Here is a 26,095-nt window from a genome sequence, read left to right as displayed (position 1 = left end):
ACTTTACGTGAATGGAACACTTGGATGCGCGGCGATACCTAACACTTGGTTACGCGCACGAAACAGTGATCGTCTGCGCGATGGCCGCGCGGCCTTAATACGTCGCGGCGAGATATTCGACGATCTTTGGAATATCCATCTCGTCGATCGGCGCGCCATAGAGTTTTATCATCTTGGTCAATTCGGCCTGCCAAAATCCTTCTTGTATTTCGCAGGTGTCCGGCCAGATTCCATCGGCTCGGTGTCACCGGCATTCCAGATGAACACAGCAAACCCCGGCCGCTCGTTGACGGCCGGGGCGTCTCGAATTGAAAGAACTCGACGTTCGATCAATAACCGCAGACGTTCACGGTGCGCAGGCGATAGCCGAACTGCGTCAGCACCGGGCGCGTCACATAGCAATCGTCGTCGCCGTAGCCGCCGCCGACGAAGCCGATGCCGATGCCGTGGCCCCAGTGGTGATGATGATAGCCCCAGCCGCCGCCGTTCCATCCGCCGCAACATCCTTTGAAGCCACCTCCGCCGCCGCCTGCGGAAGCGGCAGTGGGAGCCAGCGCCATCGCGCCAAGCGTAGCTGCGGCAACAATTCCAAGAGTGAGCTTGCGTAACATAGTCGATTTCCTTTCATGTGCGCCTTGGCGCGGGTTGCCAGTTTCAGTGTTACCCATCGCCCATCAGTCGCACCCTCGCAGAACGGGGTTCGAGAAAATTGCATTCGGTTCGAGGACAATTTTCTGAATACTTGTTCAGGTGTGGAATGTGTCGGATGCAGCAACGCTGCGCGAGATCATGATCCGCTTAAATTGAATCGGATCATGATCTCATCTTTTTTTGAGCATGATCTGTTCGCAAAATCGGTTCCCACTTTTCCGGATCATGCTCTAGGCCGCGGCGCTTTCCACATCGTTAACCAACGCCGACAATGTCCTGGTGTCGGCGATCGAGCGCACGATCATCGGCTCGCTGCGTCCGCGAATCTCGACTTGCTGCTGCGGCAACAAATCGGCCGACAAACCTGCAGTGATAAAAATCTCTTCCGAGACGATCGCTTCGCAGGAAAGACTCTTGGTCATGTCCTGCAGCCTTGCTGCGACATTGACGGCGTCGCCGAGCGCGGTGAACACCATGTGGTCGCGGTAGCCGATGTCGCCGATGATCACTTCGCCGCCGTGAATGCCGATGCCGAAGCGGATCGGCTCGCGCAGGTCGTGGCTCAGGAATTGATTGAGCTCGTCGATATTGACGGCAATCATCGCCGCCGCCTTCAGCGCCTGGCGACAGGCGGTGCGCGGGTCGGCCACAAGCCCGAACAGCGCCAATAGCCCGTCACCAACGAATTGGTTCGGCTGGCCGCCGCATTCGATCACAGCCTTCGACACTGCGCCGAGAAAGCGGTTGACGATGAAGACGGTATCGAACGGCAATTGGTTTTCGGCGAGCCGGGTCGAGCCGCGCATGTCCACGAACATGCTGACCAGATAGCGCTCCTGGCCGATCCGCTGTGGATGCGAGCCGGGCGAATTCGCCGATATTACCTGCGGCATGAAGAGCTGGAAGAAGGAGAGATCGGCCTCCGGCCTGAGCTGGCAGGCGAGGCGCACCGACGGGTCGGTAGCGCCGACGCGGTTGAGCACGAACGCCTCGCGCGGCGACGGCTGCGGCAGCGAGCTGGAATCGCCGATCACGCGAATGCGGCAGGTCGAGCAGCGGGCGCGGCCGCCGCAGACGCTGGCATGCGGCACATGATAGCGCAGGCTTGCCTCGAGCACGCTGAGCCCCTTGGGCACCCGAACCGTCCGGCCATTGCCATATGACAGGCTGATCATGCCGGCGCGGCGCTCGTTCAGCGAACGCACGCCTCTTGCCAACAGGACAAAGCCCACCAGAGCGAGGTACCCGATCAGCAGATTGTCGGTGATCTTATCGAGCACGGCCTGCTGGGCTGTGGTCCCGACCTTTTGCCGCGAAAGATTGATGATCCGCCAGTCCGGATCGTCGCTGTCGGCAACGACGCTGCGTCCGCCCTGATAAAAGCCCAATAAGGCAAGTGTCGGAATCAGCACCGCGGCGGCCAGCAGAAACGGCGCCGCGCGCTTGAAGAACGCCTTCATGCGAAGCCAGAAATAAAGACCGATGCAGCCATGTATCCAGGCGATGATGAGGACCGTGGTCATCAGCCAGATCCGGTAGGTACGCGCGACCCAGAACGCGTAAAGCTCCTGCGGATAGAGTTTTTCATGATCGAACAGAGACTGGCCGAGCCGCACGCCGACGATGTGGGAGATGATCAGCATGGGGATGCTCAAGCCGAGCACGAGCTGCAGCGGCTCCATCGCCTTCCAGCGAAATTCCCGGCGCTGGTAGAGCGCCCAGATCCCGAGGCCGGTGTGCACCAGCGCCGCGCCGTAGAACATGATCGCCACCGGAGGAAACCGCCAGAACAGGACGTGGTAATAGACGCCGGTGGCCAGCGCCTCCATCGAGATATTGCCGAGCGCGTGGTTGACGAAATGGCTGACCAGATAGGCAAACAGCACGAGCCCGCAAGCCAAACGGACCTGCCGGACACCGATGCCGAGGGTGAGTTTTTTGATGTTTTCCTTGAACGCGGTCATGTGACTCAATCAAAAGCCCATCTGCAATAGATCGACGATAGTAGAGTTTAATTCCATCAGTGGCCACCTTCTCGGCGTCGTCCCTGGCGAACGCCGAGACGGCCTTCCCTCTCCCGCTCTTGCAGGGGAGGGTGCCGAGCAAAGCGAGGCGGGTGGGGGCTCTCTCCGCGAGTCCCGTTGCGGAGAGAGCCCCCACCCCAACCCTCCCCCGCAGAAGCGGGAGAGGGGGTGCACCGAAGAAGCCCCGCGCAATTTCTCGACATTGACACCCCCCGAGGAGTCGGGGAGAAAGCCGCGTGACGATTGCCGCCCCCGATAGAACCATCGCCAAACCCGACAGCCTTGCCCGCCGGCAATGGCTTGCCGTAGCCGTGCTGATCGCCGCAATGACGGTAATGCGGGTGATCTACGCCTGCGCGATCGATCTGCGCACCGACGAGGCGTATTACTGGACCTGGTCGAAGGAGAACGTGCTCTCCTTCCTCGATCATCCGCCGATGATCGCCTGGTTCATCCGTTTCGGCACCGCGATCTTCGGCGACACCAATTTCGGCGTGCGATTTGCCGGCATCGTTGCGATGCTGGTCACGCAACTATTGCTTGCCGATATCGTCCGGCGCGTGACGCATGATTTTCGCGCCATCGTGCTCGCGCTCTTGATGCCGGAGGCAGCACTTTACTACGGGCTCTTGATGGCAAAAGTCTCGCCCGACGTGGCGCTGATCCCGTTCGCGGTGGCGATGGTATGGGCGCTGGTCCGGCTCGCCGAAAGCGGCGACGGCCGCTGGTGGCTCGCCGCCGGCGTATTCGCCGGGCTTTCGCTGTTGTCAAAGCTCACCGCGACGATGTTGCTTCCGGCGGTCGCGGCCTTCCTGCTGGTGCCGCACTGGCGCCGGCGCTGGCTCGCCAGTCCCTATCCATGGGCGGCGGTGCTGATCGCTCTGGCGCTGTTCCTGCCGGTCCTGATCTGGAATGCCGGGCACGACTGGGCCTCGTTCCGATTCCAGTTGGTGCGCGCAACCGCGAACCATGAGCTATCGCTGCGCACACTCGGCGATTTCATCGGCCTGCAATTCGGCCTGGTCGGATTCGTCCTGCTGCCGGTCGTGCTGTCGGGCCTCGCATTGACGGCGTGGCGCGGTTATCGCCGCGGCAATGCGGTTGCCATCCTGCTATCGACCGCCGTGATTGTTCCCTTTGCCTATTTCTTCTGGAAATCGCTGACGCTGCGGGTCGGCGATACCTGGCCGATGTTCATGTGGCCGATCGGATTTGCCGCCGCCGCCATCAACATCGCGATGCTGCCGCGCGAAGGTTTTCCGAAATGGATGATCAGATCGACGATCTTCTGGGCCAACACGGCCGTGGTTTCCGGTATTGCCTTCGTCGTTCTGGTCTTTCTCTATTACGTCGTCAGCCCCTTTAATTTCATTGGCAGGGCCGATCCGGCCGGCGGCGAGGCGGGTTTTGGCCAAGTCGCGGAGCGCGCGCAGGCCCAACTGCAGAAGACCGGCGCGAGCTGGATCGCGACCACGGACTACCGGACCTATTCGATGCTGCGCTGGTATTTTGGTGGCCGCGTGCCGGTGATCCAGATCAACGAGCGCGAGCGGTTTTCCGGATTTCGCGACCCCGGCATGACGTCGATCGCAGGCCACACCGGGCTCTATGTCGGGCGCGAACCCGATGATACCAGCCCCTTATGGGCGTCGATCAACGCGGTCCGGGAGCCGCTGGAACGCGTCGACCGCAGCTGGCGCGGCATCGTGATGGATACCTACGCGCTGGAAAAGCTGACCGGCTGGACGCCGGAGCTCGCGCCGCCAGAGAACTCGCCGCTCTATCGCGCGCGCGTGCTGGCGGGCGAGGTTCGACTGCCATTGCGCGTCGGTGCCAGGGAGGCGGTTGCCCAGCCGTACTTCGGCTGTGACGAAATGGCACATGAGCGTTCCGTCTTATTTTTGACCCGTTCCATTCAGAGCTCGTTCAGTGCCAAGCATTGATGGTGTACATCAGCTTCCTCATTTTCGGGTTTTTCATGAAGCATCAACGCGATTTCGTATTGGCCTTATTCTCGGTGCTTGTTTTCGCAAGTTTGGCCTTTGCCAGCGCCCAGGCTGCGGAGACGCGTGTCGCACTGGTCATCGGCAACGCGAATTATCCGTCCGGCGCCCTTCCGACACCTGCCAATGATGCCGGTTTGATCGCGCAAACGCTTCAGGCCGCCGGTTTCGATGTGACCGGAGTTCGCGACCTTGATCAGGATTCGCTGCGGAAGACGTTCCGGGATTTCATCGCCAAGGTATCTGCGGCCGGCCCCGACACGGTGGCATTCATCTACCTCAGCGGTTACGGATTGCAACTGGAAGGCGAAAACTATTTCGTGCCGACGGACGCCAACATCGCACGCGATGTGAATGTCTCGTCCGAGGCCTTGCGCCTTTCGGACTATACCAGACCGCTTGCAGCGCTCGGCATCAAAGCCAGCATTGTCGTTCTTGACGGGGCTCGCGCCAGCCCGTTTGCCAAGTCCGGCCCCCCGCTTGCAGGCGGCTTGGCGATCGTCGAGCCGGAGCAGGGGACCTTGATCGCCTTCAACGCTGCGCCAGGAACGGTGGCGCAGAACGAGGCCGGTCCGTATTCATCTTATGCGCAGGCGCTTGCCGAGATGATGCGCGAGGGCGGCCTTCCGGTGACGGACCTGTTCAACCGGGTTCGTCTTCGGGTGAACGAGATCACCAAAGGCGCGCAAGTGCCATGGAACGCTTCAAACCTGCAAGCGCCGTTCTACTTTTTTGAGCGGGCACCGGATGCGCCGCCGCCCCAGGTTTCGGCCGAACAGACGTCATCGATCCGATCGAAGCCGATCCGTGATTTTGACGCCCGCGAAGCCTATCTCGCAGCGCTCGATCGCGACAATCTGCAGGACTATGAAAACTTCCTCGTCGCCTATCCCCGTGATCCGATGGCGAGACGCGTGCGAGCCATTATTGCGGCCCGCCGCGAGGCCATCACGTGGCGGCGCAGCCGCAACGTCGACACGCCACCCGCCTACTGGTCGTATTTGCGTCGTTATCCCCGCGGCTTCCATGCCGACGACGCGCGGCGTCGGCTGGCATATTTGACGGCTGCTTTCGAGCCGCCGCCGAGATTCGAAATCATCACCTACGATGTTCCGCCGCCGCCGCCGGAAGAGGTCATTTATGTCGAGCGGCCGGTGTTGATTTTCGACGACCCGGATTTTGGATTCGAACCTCCGCCGCCGCCACCGGTATTTTTCCTGCCGCCGCGGCCGGTCTACTTCATCGATCTGGCTCCGCCACCGCCGGCGATTTATGCCTACGTGCTTCCGGTTCCGGCTTATGCGCCGGTGCCGGTCTATATAAACACGCCAGACTACGTTGCGCCGCCGCCCAACAATGTCATCTACAACAACATCCACAACACGGTTGTCGTCAACAACACGACCAATACCGTTGTAATCACCAATCCGAGTGGGCAGAGCCAAACTTTCTCCCCTTCACCTCAGTCCCCTGCAACTCAGACGCAGCCTGCCCCCGCAACCAAGTCATCGCCTTCCAACGCCGGTATTGTCGGAGCCGGCATTGCCGGGGTCGGGGCTGCTGCTTTGCTGGCGCCCTCGGTTCCGCCGTCGCTCGCTCAAAAAGTGGTTCCGGTTCAGAACACGAGTCCGACAGGCACTCCAACTCCCGGTCAGCCGCAGCCTTCTCCCACGCCGACAGCATCGCCCACGCCTACGCCGACAGCATCGCCCGCGCCCGGGCAGAAGCAGGTCGTGCCCGATACCAAAGCCGGTCAGCCGCTGCCGACGCCTACGCCGACAGCATCGCCTGCGCCTGCGCAGAAGCAGATCGTGCCCGAAACCAAAGCCGGTCAGCCGCTGCCGATGCCTACGCCGACAGGATCGCCTGCGCCTGCGCAGAAGCAGATCGTGCCCGAAACCAAAGCGGGTCAGCCTCTGCCGACGCCTACGCCAACGGCATCGCCTGCGCCCGCGCAGAAGCAGGTCGTGCCCGAAACCAAAGCCGGTCAGCCGCTGCCGACACCTACGCCGACAGCATCGCCAGCGCCCGGGCAGAAGCAGATCGTGCCCGAAACCAAAGCCGGTCAGCCGCTGCCGACGCCTACGCCGACAGCATCGCCAGCGCCCGGGCAGAAGCAGGTCGTGCCCGAAACCAAAGCCGGTCAGCCGCTGCCGATGCCTACGCCGACAGCATCGCCAGCGCCCGGGCAGAAGCAGGTCGTGCCCGAAACCAAAGCCGGTCAGCCGCTGCCGACACCTACGCCGACAGCATCGCCTGCGCCCGCGCAGAAGCAGATCGTCCCCGAAACCAAAGCCGGTCAGCCGCTGCCGACACCTACGCCGACAGCATCGCCTGCGCCTGCGCAGAAGCAGATCGTGCCCGAAACCAAAGCCGGTCAGCCGCTGCCGACACCTACGCCGACAGCATCGCCTGGGCCTGCGCAGAAGCAGATCGTGCCCGAAACCAAAGCCGGTCAGCCGCTGCCGACGCCTACGCCGACAGCATCGCCTGCGCCTGCGCAGAAGCAGATCGTGCCCGAAACCAAAGCCGGTCAGCCGCTGCCGACGCCTACGCCGACAGCATCGCCTGCGCCTGCGCAGAAGCAGATCGTGCCCGAAACCAAAGCCGGTCAGCCGCTGCCGACACCTACGCCGACAGCATCGCCTGCGCCTGCGCAGAAGCAGATCGTCCCCGAAACCAAAGGCGGACAGCCGCTACCTCCGGTGACTCAGCCGAAGGCTCCCGCGGTCGCACCTCCGACGGCGCCGCCGTCACCTCCTGCTGTACATCCGGCGCCGCCACCGCCACCACCGCCGCCTCCGGCTGCGCGTCCGGCACCACCGCCACCGCCACCACCGCCGCCTCCGGCTGCGCGTCCGGCACCACCGCCACCGCCACCACCGCCTCCGGCTGCGCGTCCGGCACCACCGCCACCGCCGCCACCACCGCCTCCGGCTGCGCGTCCGGCACCGCCACCGCCACCACCGCCGCCTCCGGCTGCGCGTCCGGCACCACCGCCACCGCCACCACCGCCTCCGGCTGCGCGTCCGGCACCACCGCCACCGCCACCACCGCCGCCTCCGGCTGCGCGTCCGGCTCCGCCGCCGCCCCCACCACCGCCGCCTCCCGCTGCTGCGCGCCCAGCTCCGCCGCCTCCGGCGGCAGCAAAGCCGTGCACCCTTCCAAACGGTCAACCTTGCCCTCCGCCGAAATGAGGCAGGTGGCGCCGGATCGCAGAAGCAACAGGTCAGGCGCGCGCTTGGGATCGGCTGCCGCGGAGCACGGCATCAGCGCTCAAGAAGTCAGCGAGCGCGCGCCAGATCGTGCGCGTTCGTCGCGCGCGCTTGGCCCGTTCGAAACAGGGCCGCAAACAGCGGTCGGATCGCATTAATTTTGCTGCGGTTCCAAAAATAATCTGCCCGCGCGCAGGCAGACTTAAAGAAAGCATTAATCGCGCAATGTATGATAGGCCAATGGCGGTCGTGGGTTGGGACTTGGGGAAAATCTGATGGGCAAAATCGCTTCAGTGATCGTGGCTGTTACGCTGGCTACCGGTCCGCTTCTGTTGCCGGCGCCGGCAGCAGCGGAAAATGGCCAGATCGCCGCCGGCGTCGTCGGCGGACTGATCGGCGGGGCGCTGATCGGCGGCGCTCTGGCGTCGCGGCCGCCACCGCCGCCGCCGGTCTATTATGAGCCGGCGCCCGTCTACGTCGAAGAGCCTGCCTGCCGTGTCGTCGGCGAGCGCTACTGGGACGGATATGGCTGGGCGTATCACCGGATCCGGGTTTGCGATTGATCACAGCCCTTCTTCTGCGCCCTCGGCTTCCAAATTCCAAAAGAATCAAAATTCGGCCGCCGCAGGGCGGCCTTTTTGTTTAGCCCGAAAACCTATTCCTCGCCGCCGCGCTTGCGCAAGAGGTCCTTCGCGAGATCGGTAAGCACCGGCCGCGGCAGTGCAGTGAACGGCAGCGGTCGCGTGACGTCGATGGCGGCTAACCCGAGCCGCGCGGTCAAAAGTCCGTTGAGCACGCCTTCGCCTAATCGCTGCGACAGTTTTGCCGCCAGCCCATGGCCGAGCACCTGCTGCACCAGGCTGTCGCTCGCCGCCATGCCGCCGGTGATTGCGACATGGGCGATGACGTGACGCATCAGGGCGATCATGCCGAGCGCGCCCGGCCGTCCGCCGTAGAGCCGCGCCAATTGGCGGATCAGGCGTAACGATGCGGCGAACACGAAGAGAACGTCGATCAGGGCGCGCGGACTGACGGCGGTGACGATCGAGACGCGTTGCGCTGCTGAAGACACCAGCCGTCGCGCCTCCTGATCGAGCGGCGTCATCAATTCGCGCTCCGCTAACCGGATCATGTCGGCGCCGTCGATGATGTCGTCGGCGTGGTTTTGCAATGTGGCGCGGGCCCGCGCCAGATGCGGGTTTTGGTGCGCGAGTTTTATGAGATCCCCCACGATGGCCCGGCTTTCCGCGCGATCGTCATTTGCAAGCACCGCGCTCGCGCGGAGATGCAGTTTTTCGATGGTGGCAAGCCGTGCAAGCCCGAGCGCTTCGCGCGCGACAACAACGACAAACGCCAGCGCGGCGGCAGCGGCAAAACCCAACCCGATAAATCCGAGGCCTTCGCTGCGCGCAAACAGATCTTCGATCAGGCGGGTGACGCCGAGGCCGAGACCGAGCAAAATGAGACCGCCGGTCGCGGCCCAGAACAGCGTGCCCCAGCGAAAGCCTCGCCGCGCCGGGACCATCGGCGCCTCGAGCGGGACCGGCAGCAGCGCGGGATCGGCTTCCGGCGTGACGTGGATGGTGCCGCGCGCGGGGCGGCTCGCATCATCCGGATCGATCACGACCACGCCGGGATCGTCGAGCTTGAAGGTCGCAGGCTTTCGGTGCGGCGTGCGCTCGCTCATTGCAGTCGGTCTCCGATCAGGAACTGGAGGGCGCGGTCAAGGCGGATGTGAGGCAGGTCAGGCCCATCCGGCCCGTTGCCGTCGAGTTGCGGCGGCCGGAAGCGCAGGAAGCGGTAGTCGGATTTTTCGGCTGATGCGCTGGAAAGGCCGCGGAACGCGGTTTCGCCGGCGAACAGCTCTTCGGCGTCGGTGGGCAGGTCACCGGGAAAGGTCGCGACCTCGGTGTTACCGTCAAACGCCTCGCCATTGGCCCGCTCGCCGGGGGCGGGGGTGCCGAGGATCGAGGGCAGCTTTTCCCGGCCGCGCGCGACCATCGCCTCGCGGGTGGCGCGGACGGCGGCCAGCGCCACGACGTCGATTTCCGCGCCGGTATCCTCGGCACGCGCGACGGCTTTTGCCACCGTTCGCCGCAACACTGCCTCGAGGCGATCGTGGCTTAAATGGTGCAGATGATCGGCCTTGGTTGCCGCGAACAGAATGCGGTCGATGCGCGGCCGGAACAGACTGGAAAAAATCGTACTGCGGCCGATCCTGAAACAATCCAGAATTCCCGCCAGCGCCGCTTCCAGATCAACCAGCGCTTCCGGTCCCGAATTGAATGCGGAAAGCGCGTCGACCAGCACCATTTGGCGATCGAGCCGGGAAAAATGATCGCGAAAGAACGGCCGGACCACGACGTCCTTATAGGCCTCGTAACGCCTCACCATCATCGCCCACAGCGAACCTTCGGGCACGGTGCCCTCAGCCGGCAGATCGAGCGGCGCAAATGTCAGCGCCGGCGAGCCCGCGAGATTGCCCGGCATCAGGAAGCGGCCGGGCGGCAACAGGCTCATCGCAAAACGCTCGTCGCGGCAGGCGCGCAGATAATCGGTGAACAGTTTTGCAGCCGTCAGCGCCGCCTGCTCGTCTGCGGGCGCTTGTGCCTTCAAGGTCGCGAGATGTTGATGCCACTCGGCCGCCAGCGGCGCGCGCGGCCGCTCGCGGGACAAAGCGAGGCTCTCTCGTGACCATTGCTCAAAACTCTTGTTGAGCAGCGGCAGGTCGAGCAGCCATTCGCCGGGATAGTCGACGATATCGAGCGTCAGGGTGCGGTCCGCGCCATTTTGCCGCTGATAGTCGATCACGAGCCGCAATTCGCTGATGTCGACGGTGGAGTTCGGCCAGCGCCGCGCCTCGATCAGGGTACGGACATGGTTTTCGTAGTCGAAGCGCGGCACCGCGTCGTCGGGCTGCGGCTCGAGCCGGGCGCGGGCGATCCGCCCCGTCGCGAACGGCTCGAACACCGGAAAGCGGCCGCCGCGCGTGAGGCCGTGAACGAGCGCCGTAATGAAGACGGTCTTGCCGGCGCGTGACAATCCGGTGACGCCAAGCCGGACGGTCGGGTTGAAAAAATGCTCGCCATAGTCCCGCAACGCCCGCGCCGACAGGCGCGCTTCCTCGATCATTTCGGAGAACCTAAGGGCCATGCGGGTGGGGAGAGCTCGATATGGTGGTTGCAATACATAGGCAAACTACCCGGAAAGTGGCGATTAAACAGGCAAAATCAAGTTTCATATTTAGGACGCGATTTGAGGCGAGGAGATTTCAGGGTTCGTTGACCATGCAGGCGGTATCCTTTATCGCTGCACCCTTGGAGCTTGCCGAGCCGCATGACCATTTTCAGACTGAAACAGCTGGCCTCGACATCCGCCCATGCGGTGGCCGGCGCCGTGCGCTGGAATTACGACCGGGCCGAACTGATCGCCGACGGCATCGTGCACGGGATCGGGGTGCTCTGGGGATTGATCGCAGCCACCGTGCTGATCGTGTTGACGGCTATCTACGCCACGCCGTTTGAAGTAGCGGTTGTCTCGGTTTATGTCGCCGGGCTATTGAGCATGCTGGTGCTGTCGGCGACCTACAATCTGTGGCCGGTGTCGCGGGCCAAATGGGTGCTGCGCCGCTTCGACCATTCGGCGATCTATGTGCTGATCGCGGCCACCTACACGCCGTTCATCACGGAATTGAAGGACAGCATTTTTGCGATTGCGCTGTTGGTCGGGGTGTGGTGCGTGGCGATCGTCGGCATCGTGCTCAAGCTCGGCTGGCCCGGCCGGTTCGACCGGGTGTCGGTCGGGCTTTATCTCGCGATGGGCTGGAGCGGCATGATGCTGTATGATGCCGTGGTGGCGGCGTTGCCGACCATGGCGCTCGGCTTCATGATCGCGGGCGGCGTGCTGTACTCGACCGGGGTGATCTTTCACGCCTGGCAGCGGCTGCGGTTCCAGAATGTGATCTGGCATTGTTTTGTGCTACTGGGCGCGGTCTGCCATTACACCGCGGTGCTCGATCTGGTATTGACGTAAGCGTTTTGATTTCAAACGACGGATGCAGCGATGCAGGTGACCGGCAAGATCGTGGTTGTCACCGGCGGCGCCAACGGCATCGGGCGGGCGCTGTGCGAGGCCTTCCATCGCGCCGGCGCCGCCAGGGTGATCGTCGCCGATATCGATAGCACGGCTGCGAGAGCTGTCGCAGCCGCGGTCGACGGCGCGGCGTTCAAATGCGACGTCGGCAAGGAGAAAGACATCAGCCACGTCATCGAGGAAACCGAACGTCAGTTCGGCCCGATTGAGCTGTTCTGCTCCAACGCCGGCGTCGGCGGCGGTTTCGATCCGCTGTCGGAGAATGCCGGCGGCGACTCCGACGAACCGTGGTCGCGAAGCTGGGCCGTTCATGTCATGGCCCATGTCTATGCCGCGCGGCATCTGGTCCCGCGCATGAAGGCGCGCGGCAGGGGCTACTTTCTCAACACGATTTCCGCCGCCGGACTTTTGTCGCAGGTCGGCAGCCCCGCTTATTCAACGACAAAACACGCCGCGGTCGGATTTGCGGAAAATCTCGCGATCTCGCACAAAGCCCACGGCATCAAGGTTTCGATCCTGTGCCCGCAGGGCGTCGACACCAACATGCTGCGCTCGATCCCGAAGGGGCCGCAATCCGGCGACGGCGATCTGACCCCCGAACAGGTGGCGAGGGACGCGCTCGCGGGGATCGAGCAGGAGACATTTGTCATTTTGCCGCATCCGCAGGTGCTGGGCTATATGCGCAGGAAGACGGAAAATTACGACCGCTGGATCGCGGGCATGGCGAAGATCCAGGCCAAGATGCGGGAAGCTTATGGGAAGTAGCGGGCCTCAAAGTGAGGAGCGCAACACGCCCACCCCGTCATTGCGAGCGCAGCGAAGCAATCCATAGCGCCACGAGACAAGTATGGATTGCTTCGTCGCAAGGGCTCCTCGCAATGACGGGGTGAGGTCCTGCCTTAACTCCTCGGCGCATAAAGCACCGGCACGGCCGAATCCACCATCACTTCGATCAGGCTCGCACCGTCATGCGCAAGGCCGCGCTTCAGCGCGGCCGCAAGCTCCGATGATTTCGCCACACGCACCGCGTCGCAGCCCATCCCTTGGGCGATCTTGACAAAATCGATGCCGGGCAGTTCGAGGCCCGGCACGTTGCGCACCTGCATCACCTGACTGAAGGAGCGCATCGCGCCGTAGCCTGCATTGTTGATCACGACAACCGTGAGCGGCAGCTTGCGCTGCGCCGCGGTCCACAGCGCCTGGATCGAATACATCGCCGACCCATCGCCGATCAGGCAAACCGTCCGCCGGTCGGGGCGGCCAAGCGCCATGCCGACCGCGGCGGGAAGGCTATATCCAAGCCCGCCGCTTGCCATGGTGTAAAAACTGTCCTGGCCGCGCATCGGCATGAATTCATGCATCACTGGACGATGCGACGGCGCTTCCTCCACCACCGCCGCATCCGCGGGCATCGCTTCCGATAGCATGTGCAACAGGAAATTGACCGGGATCGGATCGGCCGCCGGCGGCGCGGGCGGAAGGACGCGGCCTTCCGGCATCGCGCGTTTTGTCGCGGGCAGCAGGTCGAGCAGCATCGCCAGCGCCGGCTTCATCGTTGCGACGATGCTGGTGCCGACCGGCGTCGCCGCGGCGGCGGTCGGATCGTCGGTGATCTGAAAAATCGTGGTCGCACCGTCGAAGATCGAGGCATGGCCCTCGACGTGAAACGTGAATACCGGCGCGCCGATCACGACCACGAGATCGTGCGCGCGCAACGCCTCCGAGAGCTGCCCCGGCGAGGCGTGGAGAAAACCCGCAAATTGCGGATGCCGCTCCGGAAAGCTGCAGCGCGCCGAAAACGGGCTGACCCACACCGACGCCTTTGCCTTTTCCGCCACGCGCACCATCAGATCAACGGCTTGCGCGCGGTCGATGCCGGGGCCGACCACGAGCGCCGGATTTTTGCTCGCGGCAAGCGCCGCGGCGAGCGCCTTTATCGCACTTGCGTCAGGGCCGAGCTCGCGGCTGACGTGGCGGGCCTCGACCGGCTGCGTCTGATGGGTCCAGTCGTCGATCGGCACCGACACAAATGTCGGGCCGCACGGCGGCTGCATCGCCACGTAATAGGCACGCGCGATCGCCGCCGGCACGTCTTCGGCGCGCGCGGGCTCGACTGAATATTTGACATAGGGCCGCGGAAATTCCGACGCCCGCTCGGCATACAGAAACGCCTGCAGCGGCAGGATAGAGCGCGCCTGCTGGCCGGCGGTGATCACCAGCGGCGTCTGGTTGCGGTGCGCGGTGTAGATATTGCCAAGCGCGTTGCCGACGCCGGCGGCCGAATGCAAATTCACAAAGCCCGCGTTGCGGGTGGCCTGGGCATAGCCGTCGGCCATGCCGATCACGGAGGCTTCCTGCAAGCCCAGCACATAGTCGATATCGTCGGGCCAGTCGGCGAGGAATGGCAATTCCGTCGAGCCGGGATTGCCGAACATTTTTTTCACGCCGAACGCGCGCAACAAATCGAGCGTCGCCTGTTTGACGGTGACGGCAGCACCAGCAGTTTTAGCGGGTTTACGGGACGACAATGTACAACCTCAAGCGCGAGACTCGAATAGGATACTCGTCATTGCGAGCCAACGGGTCGGCGCAAAGCGCCGCCCGATGATAAACTCCGCGAAGCAATCCATCTTGCCGTATCCGGGGCTGTGGATTGCTTCGCTTCGCTCGCAATGACGGTGTCACCACGTCGCGGTGCCCTTCATGGTCGGCTGGCCGGCCGAATTCGCGGTCCACAATTCCATGCCGTCATCGGTCGTGTTGGCATTGACGGAAAACTCGCTGCCCTCGAACAGCGGCTGCAGCCCGCGATAGGAAAATTTCTTCGGCGCCGCGCCGCCATGCAGTTTTGCGGCGAGTTCCACGATAAACGCTGCCTGCAGCGGCCCGTGAAAAATCAGGCCGGGGTAGCCTTCGACCTTGGTGACATAGTCGCGGTCGTAATGGATGCGATGGCCGTTAAACGTCAGCGCCGAATAGCGGAACAGCAGCACGGGATCGGCCATGTGGCTCTCGCGATGCTGCGCCGACGGCGGCGATGCCGGAGTTTTGGCCGGCGCGGCTGCCTGCGACGTCGACATGTCCCGATAAACAATGTCCTGCCGCTCGCGCAGCGCGGTGCCGCGCGGCGTCGTCACGAGATGGTCGACCGAGACAAAACACAGAGGACCGGTGCTGCCGGTCTTCATCGTCACATCGGCGATGCGCGAAGTCCGCGTCATCTCATCGCCGACCCGCAGGCAATCGAAAAATTCGAGCTCTCCGCCGGCCCACATCCGGCGCGGCAGCGGCACCGGCGGCAAAAAGCCGCCGCGCGTCGGATGACCGTCCTGGCTCAGCGCCGACATCGGGAACACCGGCTGCGCCAGGCACCAATGCACCGTCCACGGCGCGGCATCGCCCATCTTCGGTTCGCCGATCTCCTGGAACAGCGTCGCGCGCAAGCCTTTTACAGGCTGCGCGGTGACGATGTCGGAAGCCTGGCTGCTGCGGCCGATCCATTGCCGCAAATGATCGAGGTCTATCGTGTCTGTCATGACGATTTGGTCCGGACATGAGAGGGTTTTGCAACATCGCTCCGCTCGCCGATGCCGGGCACGGCGCCGTACTGACGCGGCGCATCGACGACGATCGCGGCCGGCGCGGGATAGCTGACCGAGCCCGCTGGCGTATCCACCTCGATGCGGCGCAGATGCGGATGTCGCGCGAGGTCGGCCATGGTGTTGACCTCGGCAAAGGCGATGTCAGCGTCGGCCAAACGTTTTACCAGTTGATCGCGGGTCATGGTCGCAAAGATATCGCCGACGGCCTTGTCGGTCAGCGCGCGGTTGCGCACGCGCTCGACATTGTTGGCGAATCTTGCATCGTTGGGCAGCTCAGGCTTACCCAGCACGTCAGCGCAAAGTTTCTTCCACTCGCGTTCGCTCTGGATCGAAATCAGGATGTCCCGGCCGTCCCTGGAACGAAACACGCCGTAAGGCGCGATCGAGGGATGGGCGAGGCCCATGCGTTTTGGCGGATGGCCGGCTTCGGCATTGAGCAGCGGCACCGTCAGCCAGTCGGCCATCACGTCGAACATCGAAATCCGGATATCGGCGCCCATGCCGTGGCGCCCGCGCGCGATCAGCGCTTCCAGGATCGCCGCATGGGCGGTAGCGCCGGTCGCGATATCGACGATCGAAAGGCCGACGCGGGAAGGACCGTCCGGCCCGCCGGTGATGGAAGCGAGCCCGCTCTCGGCCTGGATCAGGAGGTCATAGGCCTTGCGATCGGCGTAGGGGCCGTCATCGCCATAGCCAGAAATGGTGCAGCAGATCAGCTTTGGATAATCTTTCTTCAACCGCGCTAGCGAAAAGCCGAGCCTATCCATCGAGCCGGGTTTTAGATTCTGCAGCAGCACGTCCGCGCCGGCGATCAATGTTTCAAGGGCTTGCCGCCCTTCCTTGGTGGCGAGGTCGATGACCACCGAATCCTTGCCGCGGTTGAGCCAGACAAAATAGCTGCTCTGTCCCTTAGCGGCGGCATCATAACCGCGTGCAAAGTCGCCCTCGGGCCGCTCGACCTTGATGACATGGGCGCCGGCATCGGCCAGCCGCGAGCTGCAGAAGGGCGCGGCGACCGCCTGTTCGACGGCGATGACGGTTAGTCCCTCGAGCGGCAGCATCTTTGTTTTCTCAGTAGGAGCGGGGCATGCCCAGCACGTGCTCGGCGAGGAATGACAGAATGAGATTGGTCGAGATCGGCGCCACCTGATAGAGCCGGGTCTCGCGGAATTTGCGCTCGACGTCGTATTCTTCGGCGAAACCAAAACCGCCATGGGTCTGGACGCAGGCGTTCGCGGCTTCCCAGGAAGCATCCGCCGCCAGCATCTTGGCCATGTTGGCCTCGGCGCCGCAATCGAGGCCGGCTTCGTATTTGCGGGTAGCTTCCTTCACCATCAATTCGGCCGCGCGCATCGCAGCGTAGGCTTTTGCGATCGGAAACTGGACGCCTTGATTCTGGCCGATCGGGCGGCCGAATACGACGCGCTCTTTTGCGTAAGCCGAGGCCTTGGCGATGAACCATTTGGCGTCGCCGACGCATTCGGCCGCGATCAGAATGCGCTCGGCATTCATGCCGGACAAAATATAGCGGAAGCCTTTGCCTTCCTCGCCGATCAAATTTTCCGCCGGCACCTTGAGATCGGTGAAGAATACTTCGGTGGTCGAGTGGTTCATCATGGTGCGGATCGGTGAGATCGAAAGCCCGTTATTCTTGGCGGCCTTCATGTCGACGATGAAGACCGAGAGACCGTCGGTGCGCTTCTGCGACTGCTCCTTCGGCGTGGTCCGCGCCAAAAGAATCATCAGATCGGAATATTCGGCGCGGCTGGTCCAGATCTTCTGGCCATTGACGATATAGCTGCCGTCGCCCTGACGTTTTGCAAATGTCTTCAGCGAGGAGGTGTCGGTGCCGCTGGAAGGTTCAGTGACGCCGAACGCCTGCAATCGCAATTCGCCGCTCGCGATCTTCGGCAGCCATTTTGCCTTTTGCTCGTCGCTGCCGTGCCGGAGCAGCGTACCCATGGTGTACATCTGGGCATGACAGCCGCCGCCATTGCACCCGGTGCGCTGGATCTCTTCCAGGATCGCGGCCGCCGCGGACAGCTTTAGGCCAGCGCCGCCATATTCCTCCGGGATCAGCACCGAGAGATAGCCGGCCTCCGTCAGCGCATCGACAAAGGCTTTTGGGTAGGCCATCTCGCGATCGAGCTTGCGCCAATATTCGCCGGGGAACTGCGCGCAGAGCTTTGTGACCGCTTCGCGGATGTCGGCGTATTCGTCTTGTTCTGGTTCGGTCATTGGAATTACTGGCGGTGGCGGTGCGTCGATTGCTGATTTGCATGCAGTTGTGAAACCACCGCAAGCTCCCTATACTTAATTGTTATAAGCGTATTAACCGGCATTCCAAGATTGGCAAGCATGGATTTCCGGGCTTTGGCGAAGGCCGCTTAAGCGATGCCGATGTCAGTCAATCGAAAATCGTTGCCTTTGCATAGGAGCGGCGCCTCCATTGCCTTGGCCAGCGCGTAGGCAAAGCAATCACCGTAATTTAGCGCAGCGCTATGCCCGGTCCCCTTGCCGAATTGCAGATGCGCCGAGCGTGCCCCGTTTGCCTGATCCGGTGTCACCGGTTCAATCCGAATTCCCGCCGCCTCGATGAAATCGTCAAGCCACCGCTCGGCTCTCTCTGGCGCGATCTCCTTCAATCCGCGCAGGACAATTGAGATCTCCACCAGATTGGCGGCTGACATTACCGGATCATCGTCGGTTGCAATGTGGCGGGCATAATCTTCGGCATCATGCTCCTGGCGAAAGATGGCGATGATCGCCGAGCTATCGACCACGATCATTTCGGCAGTCCGTGCTCGTCGTACCCGAGGATTTCGTCGGGGCTGCGCCCCGTGTCGGCCAGAGCGGCATACCGGCTTCCGATCTTCATCAATTGCGCCGCAATGCGGTCTGGGCGCCGGCGCCGACGCTCTCGCGCCAGGCGCTCGCGCAAGGCCAGGGTCACGGCCGAGGTCAAGCTTTCGCCGGTAAGGTCGGCGAGCTCGGTCGCAAGCTTATGGGCCTCGTCGTTTTTGATGTTGAGATGCATGGCTTTTCTCATGGTAGAAATGTATATATTTTCTACCATCGACGCAAGGCGGGTCGAAGGGGCGTCTGCAACATGCCGGAGCTAGAGCGTGATGACTTTAGGTTGAGGCGCAGCGGTGACTTCTCCCTCGCCCCGCTCTTGCGGGGAGAGGGTTGGGGTGAGGGGCTGTTTCCGCGAATGCTGAAGCACAACGTATGCGGAGAATCCCCCTCACCCGGATCGCACCGGACGATGCTTCGCATCGCCGAGGCGATCCGACCTCTCCCCGCAAGCGGGGCGAGGTCATCGAACTTCCGCAGGCGACGATTCAACTCAAAATCATCATGCTCTAGCTGACGGGCGTGGAAGGTGACGTTGCCCGAAGCCGTCAGTCACTTCGACGCGCGTGGAACGTCCACGGTCATCGGAACTCGGTTGGCAGATCGAGGGCGCGCATGGTCGCGGTGCAGAAGGCGCACAGCGTTTCGGTGGCGCCGTTCTTGCTAACGTTTTTGCTGAAGATTTCGACCGTGGCAACCCCGATCGACCCCGACATCTTTAACAGCTTGGCGCGGGCGACCAATTCGGTGCCGTCCGCGGGGCTGAGGAAATTGACCTTGATCTCGACGGTGACCCCGATCCGGCCCTTCGGCAGGCTGGATGTGACCGCGATCCCGGCCGCCTGGTCGGCCAACGCGGTGATGACGCCGCCGTGGAAATGACCGAAGAACTGCACCAGATCGTCCCGGCGCGGCAGCGCCACCTCGGCGCGGCCCGGCTCGACCGCGACAATGCGAAAACCCGCGGCGCCGGAAAAACCCTTGGCGTTGATGGTCTCCGCAAGGCTCGGCGGGTTGAGGGCGATGTTCACGGGGCTTGTCTATTCATTGTTGATCCAAATGGCGGGCACGGCGCCAAGTGTGCGCCGTTGCCCGTCCTACGACTCAATTTCCGCGAGCCGCATTCGTGGAGAGAGCCCCCACCCCAGCCCTCCCCCGCAAAGGGCGGGAGAGGGGGCCGAGCGCGCGACGCGGCAACGTTTCTTCCCCCTCTCCCGCACTTGCGGGAGAGGGTCGGGGTGGGGGCTCTCTCCCCACGGGAATTGTCGAACGGCGGCCTTCACGACGCTATGCGCACCGGCAAGCTTTCGATGCCGCGGACAAAACTCGAATACACCCGCTTCGGTTCGCCGACCACCTCGATCCGGTCGAACCGCTTCAGGATTTCTTGCCAGACGATCTTCAATTGCAATTCAGCAAGCCGCATCCCGACGCAGCGGTGAATCCCAAAACCGAACGACAGATGGGTGCGGGGACGCGGACGGTCGATGATGAACTCGTTCGGATTGTCGATCGCCTCTTCGTCGCGGTTGCCCGAGACGTACCACATCACGACGCGGTCGCCTTTGCGGATCGTTTTGCCGCCGATCTCGGTGTCTTCAAGCGCGGTGCGCCGCATATGGGCGAGCGGGGTCTGCCAGCGAATGACTTCCGGCACCATGCTGTCGATCAGATCAGGATTGTCGCGCAGCTTTTGATACTGCTCGGGGTTTTCGTTCAGCGCCAGCACCGAGCCGCTCATGGTGTTGCGGGTGGTGTCGTTGCCGCCGACGATCAACAGGATGATGTTGCCCATCAGATTGTCGGGGTCCATGTGGCGGGTTGCTTCGCTGTGCGCCATCATCGAGACCAGGTCGTTGCGCGGCTCGGCATTGACACGCTCGTTCCAGAGCTTGGCGAAATAGGCCGCGCACTCGTCCATCTCGGCGCGGCGCTGTTCGGCCGATTCGACGATCCCGCCTTTCGGCAGCGCGGTCGAGACGTCGGACCAGCGCGTCAATTTGCGGCGTTCGTCGAACGGGAAGTCGAACAGCGTCGCCAGCATCTGGGTGGTCAGTTCGATCGACACCAGGTCGACGAAGTTGAAGGTCTCGTTGCGGGGCAGGCTGTCGAGCACCTTGGCGGTGCGGGCGCGGATCAAAATCGCGAGTTCGTCGAGATGCGTCGGCGTGAACATCGGCGACACGGTCTTGCGCTGGGCCGAGTGAAGCGGCTGGTCCATCGCGATAAAACTCGGCCAGTCGTAACCCGGCGGCACGTCGCGGATCGAGATGCCGCCGAGCGAGACGTCGGAGGAGAAGATGCCGTGATTGGTATCGACATGCATGATGTCGTTATATTTGGTCACCGACCAATAGGGTTCGATCGGCGCGTTGGTGCAGTAATGCACCGGCTCTTCCTTGCGCAGCCGCTCGAAAAACGGCCACAGCATGTCGTTCTGGAACAGCCGCGGCGCGCCCGGATGGAAATCCTTCAGCGGCGTGGCATAGGCCTCTTCGCGCGCCAAGCGCGCAAGCTCGGCCTTGTCGGCGCGGACTGAGGTCTGAATGTTCATCGCTGATCCGTCCCAAATGCTTTCGCGCTGGCTTGCGCTTCAGCCGGCGATCCTCACCGGCAGGGTCTCATAGCCTTTGACAAAACTGGAATACACCCGCTTGGGCTCTTCGACCACCTCGATCGTGTCAAAACGCTTCAGGATTTCTTCCCAGATGATCTTCAGCTGCAGCTCGGCAAGCCTGATCCCGACGCAACGGTGGATGCCGAAGCCAAAGGAGAGGTGGGTGCGCGGCCGGGCGCGGTCAATGATGAATTCGTAGGGACGCTCGATCACCTCTTCGTCACGGTTGCCCGAGACGTACCACATCACGACCTTGTCACCCTTCTTGAACTGCTTGCCGCGAAATTCGATGTCTTCCAGCGCGGTGCGGCGCATATGCGCCAGCGGCGTCTGCCAGCGGATCACCTCCGGCACGAAGCTGTCGATCAATGCCGGGTTTTCGCGCAGCTTCCGGTACTGATCCGGATTCTTGTTCAAGGCATAGATGCTGCCCGACAGGGTGTTGCGCGTGGTGTCGTTGCCGCCGACGATCAGCAAGATAAGATTGCCGAGGAAATTCTTCGGGTCCATGTCGCGGGTGGCTTCGGCATGCGCCATCATCGACAACAAATCGCTCTTCGGCGGCTGGTTGATGCGCTCGTTCCAGAGCTTTGCGAAATACGTCGCGCATTCCATTAGTTCGGCCTGCCGCTCGTCTTCGGTTGCGACCAGCCCGCCCGGACCGGGCAGTGTCGTTGCCATGTCGGACCAGCGCGTCAGTTTGCGGCGGTCCTGCCAGGGAAAGTCGAACAGCACGGCCAGCATCTGGGTGGTCAGTTCGATCGAAACCCGATCGACCCAGTCGAACACGTCACCCCTGGGCAGATTGTCCAGGCATTCGGCCGAGCGCTTGCGGATGTTGATCGCGAGCTGGTCGAGATGGGTGGGCGTAAACATCGGCGCCACGGTCTTGCGCTGCGCGCTATGCCGCGGCTGATCCATGGCAATAAAACTTTCGCGGCGCAGGTCCGGGGGGACGTCACGGATGGTGATGCCGCCGAGCGAAGCTGCCGAGGAGAACACCGCGTGATTGGTCTCGATGTCCATGATGTCGTTGTATTTGGTCACCGACCAATACGGCCCGAAGATACTGTCCTTGCAGTAATGCACCGGCTCTTCCTTGCGCAGCCGGTCGAAATAGGGCCAGAAGCTGTCGGAGCGAAACAATTCGGGATCGCCGGGATCGAATTGTGCCAGCGGCAGCGAATAGGCCTGCTCCCGCGCGGCGTTCTGGTCGGCAACTTGAACGGTTTCGATCGTCCCGTGCATCGGGCAGCTCCCTGATTGGCCGCTTGCTGGTTCCGCAAAGCGCGTCGTTTGGGCGAATTACATCCGGTTGCGCGCGCCAGAGCAAGGGCGAGTTTGCCGCATTCGGCCGCCTACCGGGCCGGCCCGCTGGTATACCGCGGAAGCCCCTTCTCAGGGCGCGAAGCCCGTGACAAGCTTATTTGCAAAGAATAAGGCTCTAGCCTTGCGAAAAGCCGCATGATTTGCCCGGAGGCAGGCCGCCATGATTCCCAACGCGCAACGGATATTCAACTTCGATCTCGGCGAAACTGCGGATGCGATCCGCGAGACCGTGCACGATTTCGCGAGCAACGAGATCGCGCCGCGGGCTGACGCGATCGACAAGAGCAATCAGTTTCCGAGGGATCTCTGGCCCAAGATCGGCGCGCTCGGTCTGCACGGCATCACCGTCGAGGAGGAATATGGCGGCTCGGGGCTCGGCTATCTCGAGCATTGCATCGCGGTCGAGGAGATTTCCCGCGCTTCCGCTGCGGTCGGGCTTTCCTACGGCGCGCATTCCAACCTTTGCGTCAACCAGATCCGCCGTAACGGCAACGAGGCGCAGAAGCGGAAATATCTCCCAAAACTGATCTCCGGCGAACATGTCGGCTCATTGGCGATGTCGGAACCTAACGCCGGCTCCGACGTGGTCTCGATGATGACCCGCGCCGAGAGGAAGGGCGACCGCTTCGTCATCAATGGCAGCAAGATGTGGATCACCAACGGCCCGGTCGCCGATACGCTGGTGGTCTATGCCAAGACCGATGCCGCGGCCGGGCCGCGCGGCATCACCGCCTTCATCATCGAAAAGGGCATGAAGGGATTTTCCACCGCGCAAAAACTCGACAAGCTCGGCATGCGCGGCTCCGACACCTGCGAGCTGGTGTTCGATAATTGCGAAGTGCCGGAAGAGAACGTGCTGAACGAGGTCGGCCGCGGCGTCAACGTGTTGATGTCGGGCCTCGACTACGAGCGCGCGGTGTTGGCCGCGGGTCCGCTCGGCATCATGCAGGCGTGCATGGACGTGGTGATGCCCTATGTGCATGAACGAAAACAGTTCGGCCAGCCGATCGGCACCTTTCAACTGGTGCAGGGCAAGATCGCCGACATGTACACCACGATGAATGCCTCGCGCGCCTATGTCTATGCGGTCGCAAAGGCCTGCGACCGCGGCGAGACTACGCGCGAGGACGCCGCCGGCGCCATCCTCTACGCCTCGGAAAAGGCGACGCAATGCGCGCTCGATGCGATCCAGCTGCTCGGCGGCAACGGTTATATCAACGACTATCCGACCGGGCGGCTGCTCCGCGACGCCAAGCTGTACGAGATCGGCGCCGGCACCAGTGAAATCCGGCGCATGCTGATCGGCCGGGAACTGTTCGAGAAATCGGCGTAAAAGCCATTCGAACCGGATTTCGTCTCGGCCGACAAAGCTATGTTCACAAATCCATGTTCTATATGTTTCATTATCGCGCAATTGCAATCAAGAGTTGATTTATGGATCAGATCAGTCTGGTGCCGCAGGCTCCGCCGCATTTGCCGGTAGCGTTTTCCGGCGACCGCAAGCAATTTTTCCGCCTCGTGCTGCGCGGTGCGGGGCTCGAGCTGATCACGGTCGGCTTTTACCGGTTCTGGCTGGCTACCGACATCCGCCGGCATCTGTGGTCGAACACCCTGATCGATGGCGATGCCGCGGAATATACCGGCCGCGCCAAGGAACTCCTGATCGGGTTTCTGTTCGCGCTCGCGATTATCGTGCCGGTTTATCTGGCTTATTTGCTCGCCAGCCTTGAGGCCGAGCGCGTCAAGGCGTTCGCCAGCTTTCCGTTGCTGGCGTTCTTCTATCTGTTTGGTCAATTCGCGATCTACCGCGCGCGGCGCTACCGGCTGACCCGCACGGTGTGGCGCGGGGTGAGGTTCTGGATGAGCGGCTCCGGCTGGGCCTATGCCGCGCGCGCCGCGCTCTGGGCCATGTTGGTCGGACTGACCCTTGGCCTGCTGCTGCCGTGGCGTGAAGCAGCCCTCGAGCGCTACAAGATGCGGCATTCCTATTACGGCGATCTGCAAGGCAGCTTTGAGGGCCGGGGCTCCGAGTTCTTCAAGCGCGGCTGGTGGCTGTGGCTCCTGGCGCCGCTCTATGTGACGCCGCTCGGGCCCTTCGTCTATGGCGCGTTCAAGGCGGTGGAATGGCAGTGGTGGCTTTCAGGCATTCGCTTTGGCGACGTGCGCCTGGAATCGACCATGCCGCGCGGCGCGCTGATCGGCCTTTACTGGAAGTTCATCGGCTGGCTTCTGCTGCTGGGGCTGGCATTTTCAGTTTATGTCGGGGCCTGCACGGCTCTGACGATAAGCCTGAGCGGAGTGCCGGCCGATCAGTTCTTCGGGCCGCATATGTCGGCCAGGAATATTCCGTTTCTGGTGCTCGTGGGTATCGGCTATCTTGGGTTTGCGCTGGCGATCAATGTGCTGATGCGGGTCTATCTGATGCGGGATCTGTGGGTGCGGGTGCTCGCCTCGACCAATGTGCACGGCATCGAGGCGGCGGCCAATGTTTCCGCAAGGGGCGATCTGGCGAGTGCGCTGGGCGAGGGTATCGCCGATGGACTCGATGTCGCCGGCTTTTAATTCGTGAGCATGAATGGATAACGGCCCTGGACAGGATACGCCGCTCAGGCCGGCTGTTTTTTTCGACGGGACGTCGAACCGGCGGCGCACGGTCACGCTTAACTTCGCCGGCGAGCTCGAAATCAACGAGGATGGCCACAAGATTTCCGCGTGGCCCTATGCCGATATTCGCCGCGCCGACAGCCCTTCCGGTACGCTCCGCCTGACCAGCCTGACGGCGCCGGCGCTGGCCCGGCTCGAGATCCGCGATGCGGCCGTGATGGCCGAAATCACCTCCCGCTGTGCGCGGCTGGATGAGAATACCCCCGGCCGTGGCATCGCGAAAATCATCGGCTGGTCGCTCGCGGCGGCGGTCTCGATCGTCGCCATGGTTTTGTACGGCGTCCCACTCGCCGCCGACCGTCTCACGCCGCTGGTGCCGCAGTCCCTCGAACGGCGCCTTGGCGAAGTTTCGGACGGCCAGGTCAAGGCGATATTCGGCAACCAGGTCTGCAGCAATGGCGCCGGACAGAAGGCGTTTGCAAAACTCGTCAATGCGCTGCGCGAAGCCGCAGGCCTCGATACTTCGGTGCAGACCGCGGTGCTGTCGAGCGTTATCCCCAATGCGTTCGCGCTTCCCGGCGGCAAGGTCTATCTGTTCAGCGCGTTGCTGGCGAAGGCAGAGAACGCGGATGAAATAGCAGGTGTGCTGGCGCACGAGCTCGGTCATTTGAAGCATCGCGATAATATGCGTGTCCTGATTTACAATGGCGGCACCTCGTTCCTGATCGGGCTGTTGTTCGGCGACGTCACCGGCTCCGGCGCGGTGATCTTTGCGTCGCGCCAGCTGGTGACGGCGTCCTATTCGCGCGAGGCCGAGCAAAATGCCGACAATTTTGCGATCGAGGTGATGCACCGGCTCGGCCGGTCGCCGAAGCCGATGGGCGAGTTATTGTTTCGCGTCACGGGAAAGCAGGGCGACCACATCCCAAGCATCCTGGCGAGCCATCCCCTGACCGAGGATCGCCTGGCGCGCATGAGACAAGAAGATCAGCCGCCAAGCGGCCCGCCGCTGCTGACGCCCGAGGAATGGGCCTCGCTCAAGGCGATCTGCGGCGGGAAGAATTGACCGCTATTCCAACACAACTCGTCATGCCCGGGCTTG

At 62.7% G+C, this 26,095-nt stretch carries 21 protein-coding genes and 1 pseudogene; 8 read left to right on the top strand and 14 right to left on the bottom strand.

Annotation, left to right across the window (positions count from 1 at the left end; genetic code table 11):
* Positions 1–94: 94 nt before the first annotated feature.
* The 3 genes and pseudogenes from B5526_RS38985 to B5526_RS12140 form a co-directional block, all read right to left on the bottom strand.
* Positions 95–205: pseudogene (locus B5526_RS38985) on the bottom strand (cytochrome c); the annotation flags it as partial.
* Between the two features lie 124 nt (positions 206–329).
* Positions 330–611: a hypothetical protein gene (locus B5526_RS12145; RefSeq protein ID WP_079538398.1), complete on the bottom strand. Its 282-nt coding sequence runs from the start codon at positions 609–611 to the stop codon at positions 330–332.
* A 270-nt stretch (positions 612–881) separates the two neighbouring features.
* Complete coding sequence (locus B5526_RS12140) at positions 882–2,615, bottom strand: adenylate/guanylate cyclase domain-containing protein (RefSeq protein WP_079538397.1); 1,734 nt, start codon at positions 2,613–2,615, stop codon at positions 882–884.
* A 386-nt stretch (positions 2,616–3,001) separates the two neighbouring features.
* Here B5526_RS12140 and B5526_RS12135 point away from each other — a divergent pair, with 386 nt between their 5' ends.
* The 3 genes from B5526_RS12135 to B5526_RS12125 all read left to right on the top strand — a co-directional run bounded on the left by B5526_RS12135 (position 3,002) and on the right by B5526_RS12125 (position 8,456).
* Positions 3,002–4,618, top strand: coding sequence for a glycosyltransferase family 39 protein (locus tag B5526_RS12135; RefSeq protein WP_079544941.1), 1,617 nt, complete (start codon positions 3,002–3,004; stop codon positions 4,616–4,618).
* A gap of 35 nt (positions 4,619–4,653) precedes the next feature.
* Positions 4,654–7,875: a caspase family protein gene (locus B5526_RS12130; RefSeq protein ID WP_079544940.1), complete on the top strand. Its 3,222-nt coding sequence runs from the start codon at positions 4,654–4,656 to the stop codon at positions 7,873–7,875.
* A 293-nt stretch (positions 7,876–8,168) separates the two neighbouring features.
* Complete coding sequence (locus B5526_RS12125; protein WP_079538396.1) at positions 8,169–8,456, top strand: hypothetical protein; 288 nt, start codon at positions 8,169–8,171, stop codon at positions 8,454–8,456.
* Positions 8,457–8,548: 92 nt separating this feature from the next.
* Here the strand turns inward: B5526_RS12125 and B5526_RS12120 are convergent, their stop codons facing one another.
* Together B5526_RS12120 and B5526_RS12115 are read right to left on the bottom strand one after the other, a co-directional pair.
* Positions 8,549–9,580 (bottom strand): YcjF family protein, encoded by a 1,032-nt coding sequence (locus tag B5526_RS12120; protein ID WP_079538395.1) that lies wholly within the window; start codon positions 9,578–9,580, stop codon positions 8,549–8,551.
* Positions 9,577–11,046 carry a YcjX family protein gene (locus B5526_RS12115; protein ID WP_079538394.1) on the bottom strand — a complete coding sequence of 490 codons (1,470 nt, stop codon included), beginning with the start codon at positions 11,044–11,046 and terminating at the stop codon, positions 9,577–9,579. Before B5526_RS12115 ends, B5526_RS12120 begins: the two co-directional genes overlap by 4 nt.
* A gap of 183 nt (positions 11,047–11,229) precedes the next feature.
* On the opposite strand from B5526_RS12115, the gene trhA reads away from it, so the two are divergent.
* Positions 11,230–11,925 (top strand): PAQR family membrane homeostasis protein TrhA, encoded by a 696-nt coding sequence (gene trhA / locus B5526_RS12110; protein WP_079538393.1) that lies wholly within the window; start codon positions 11,230–11,232, stop codon positions 11,923–11,925.
* Positions 11,926–11,955: 30 nt separating this feature from the next.
* Positions 11,956–12,750 (top strand): SDR family oxidoreductase, encoded by a 795-nt coding sequence (locus tag B5526_RS12105; protein ID WP_079538392.1) that lies wholly within the window; start codon positions 11,956–11,958, stop codon positions 12,748–12,750.
* A 134-nt stretch (positions 12,751–12,884) separates the two neighbouring features.
* Here B5526_RS12105 and mdlC read toward each other — a convergent pair whose 3' ends face one another.
* The 9 genes from mdlC to B5526_RS12060 form a co-directional block, all read right to left on the bottom strand.
* Entirely contained in the window at positions 12,885–14,513 is a 1,629-nt protein-coding gene (gene mdlC, locus B5526_RS12100) for a benzoylformate decarboxylase (protein WP_079538391.1), read from the bottom strand.
* 153 nt (positions 14,514–14,666) lie between these two features.
* Positions 14,667–15,521: an FAS1-like dehydratase domain-containing protein gene (locus B5526_RS12095; protein WP_079538390.1), complete on the bottom strand. Its 855-nt coding sequence runs from the start codon at positions 15,519–15,521 to the stop codon at positions 14,667–14,669.
* Complete coding sequence (locus tag B5526_RS12090; RefSeq protein ID WP_079538389.1) at positions 15,518–16,648, bottom strand: CaiB/BaiF CoA transferase family protein; 1,131 nt, start codon at positions 16,646–16,648, stop codon at positions 15,518–15,520. The genes B5526_RS12095 and B5526_RS12090 overlap by 4 nt, the downstream gene beginning before the upstream one ends.
* Before the next feature lie 10 nt (positions 16,649–16,658).
* Positions 16,659–17,825 (bottom strand): acyl-CoA dehydrogenase family protein, encoded by a 1,167-nt coding sequence (locus B5526_RS12085; protein ID WP_079538388.1) that lies wholly within the window; start codon positions 17,823–17,825, stop codon positions 16,659–16,661.
* 149 nt (positions 17,826–17,974) lie between these two features.
* Positions 17,975–18,376 (bottom strand): type II toxin-antitoxin system VapC family toxin, encoded by a 402-nt coding sequence (locus B5526_RS12080; RefSeq protein ID WP_079538387.1) that lies wholly within the window; start codon positions 18,374–18,376, stop codon positions 17,975–17,977.
* On the bottom strand, positions 18,373–18,624 hold the full coding sequence (locus tag B5526_RS12075; protein ID WP_079538386.1) for a type II toxin-antitoxin system VapB family antitoxin: 252 nt from the start codon (positions 18,622–18,624) through the stop codon (positions 18,373–18,375). Before B5526_RS12075 ends, B5526_RS12080 begins: the two co-directional genes overlap by 4 nt.
* Positions 18,625–19,024: 400 nt before the next feature.
* A complete protein-coding gene (locus tag B5526_RS12070) occupies positions 19,025–19,474 on the bottom strand; it encodes a PaaI family thioesterase (protein WP_079538385.1) in 450 nt (149 codons plus the stop codon).
* Positions 19,475–19,722: 248 nt separating this feature from the next.
* A complete protein-coding gene (locus tag B5526_RS12065) occupies positions 19,723–20,997 on the bottom strand; it encodes a cytochrome P450 (protein ID WP_079538384.1) in 1,275 nt (424 codons plus the stop codon).
* 39 nt (positions 20,998–21,036) lie between these two features.
* Positions 21,037–22,308, bottom strand: coding sequence for a cytochrome P450 (locus tag B5526_RS12060; protein WP_079538383.1), 1,272 nt, complete (start codon positions 22,306–22,308; stop codon positions 21,037–21,039).
* Positions 22,309–22,549: 241 nt separating this feature from the next.
* On the opposite strand from B5526_RS12060, the gene B5526_RS12055 reads away from it, so the two are divergent.
* From B5526_RS12055 to B5526_RS12045, 3 genes are all read left to right on the top strand, one after another.
* Positions 22,550–23,722 (top strand): isovaleryl-CoA dehydrogenase, encoded by a 1,173-nt coding sequence (locus B5526_RS12055; protein WP_079538382.1) that lies wholly within the window; start codon positions 22,550–22,552, stop codon positions 23,720–23,722.
* Between the two features lie 101 nt (positions 23,723–23,823).
* The gene (locus B5526_RS12050) at positions 23,824–24,951 is read left to right on the top strand and encodes a DUF898 family protein (protein WP_079538381.1); all 1,128 of its coding nucleotides are present in this window, start codon (positions 23,824–23,826) and stop codon (positions 24,949–24,951) included.
* Between the two features lie 13 nt (positions 24,952–24,964).
* Positions 24,965–26,059 carry a M48 family metallopeptidase gene (locus tag B5526_RS12045; RefSeq protein ID WP_079538380.1) on the top strand — a complete coding sequence of 365 codons (1,095 nt, stop codon included), beginning with the start codon at positions 24,965–24,967 and terminating at the stop codon, positions 26,057–26,059.
* Positions 26,060–26,095: the final 36 nt, after the last annotated feature.

It is taken from the genome of Bradyrhizobium lablabi (assembly GCF_900141755.1).
Classification (GTDB): Bacteria; Pseudomonadota; Alphaproteobacteria; order Rhizobiales; family Xanthobacteraceae; genus Bradyrhizobium; species Bradyrhizobium lablabi_A.
The sequence above is the reverse complement of the archived record's forward strand: the minus strand, read 5'-3'. Positions and strand labels throughout refer to the sequence as shown.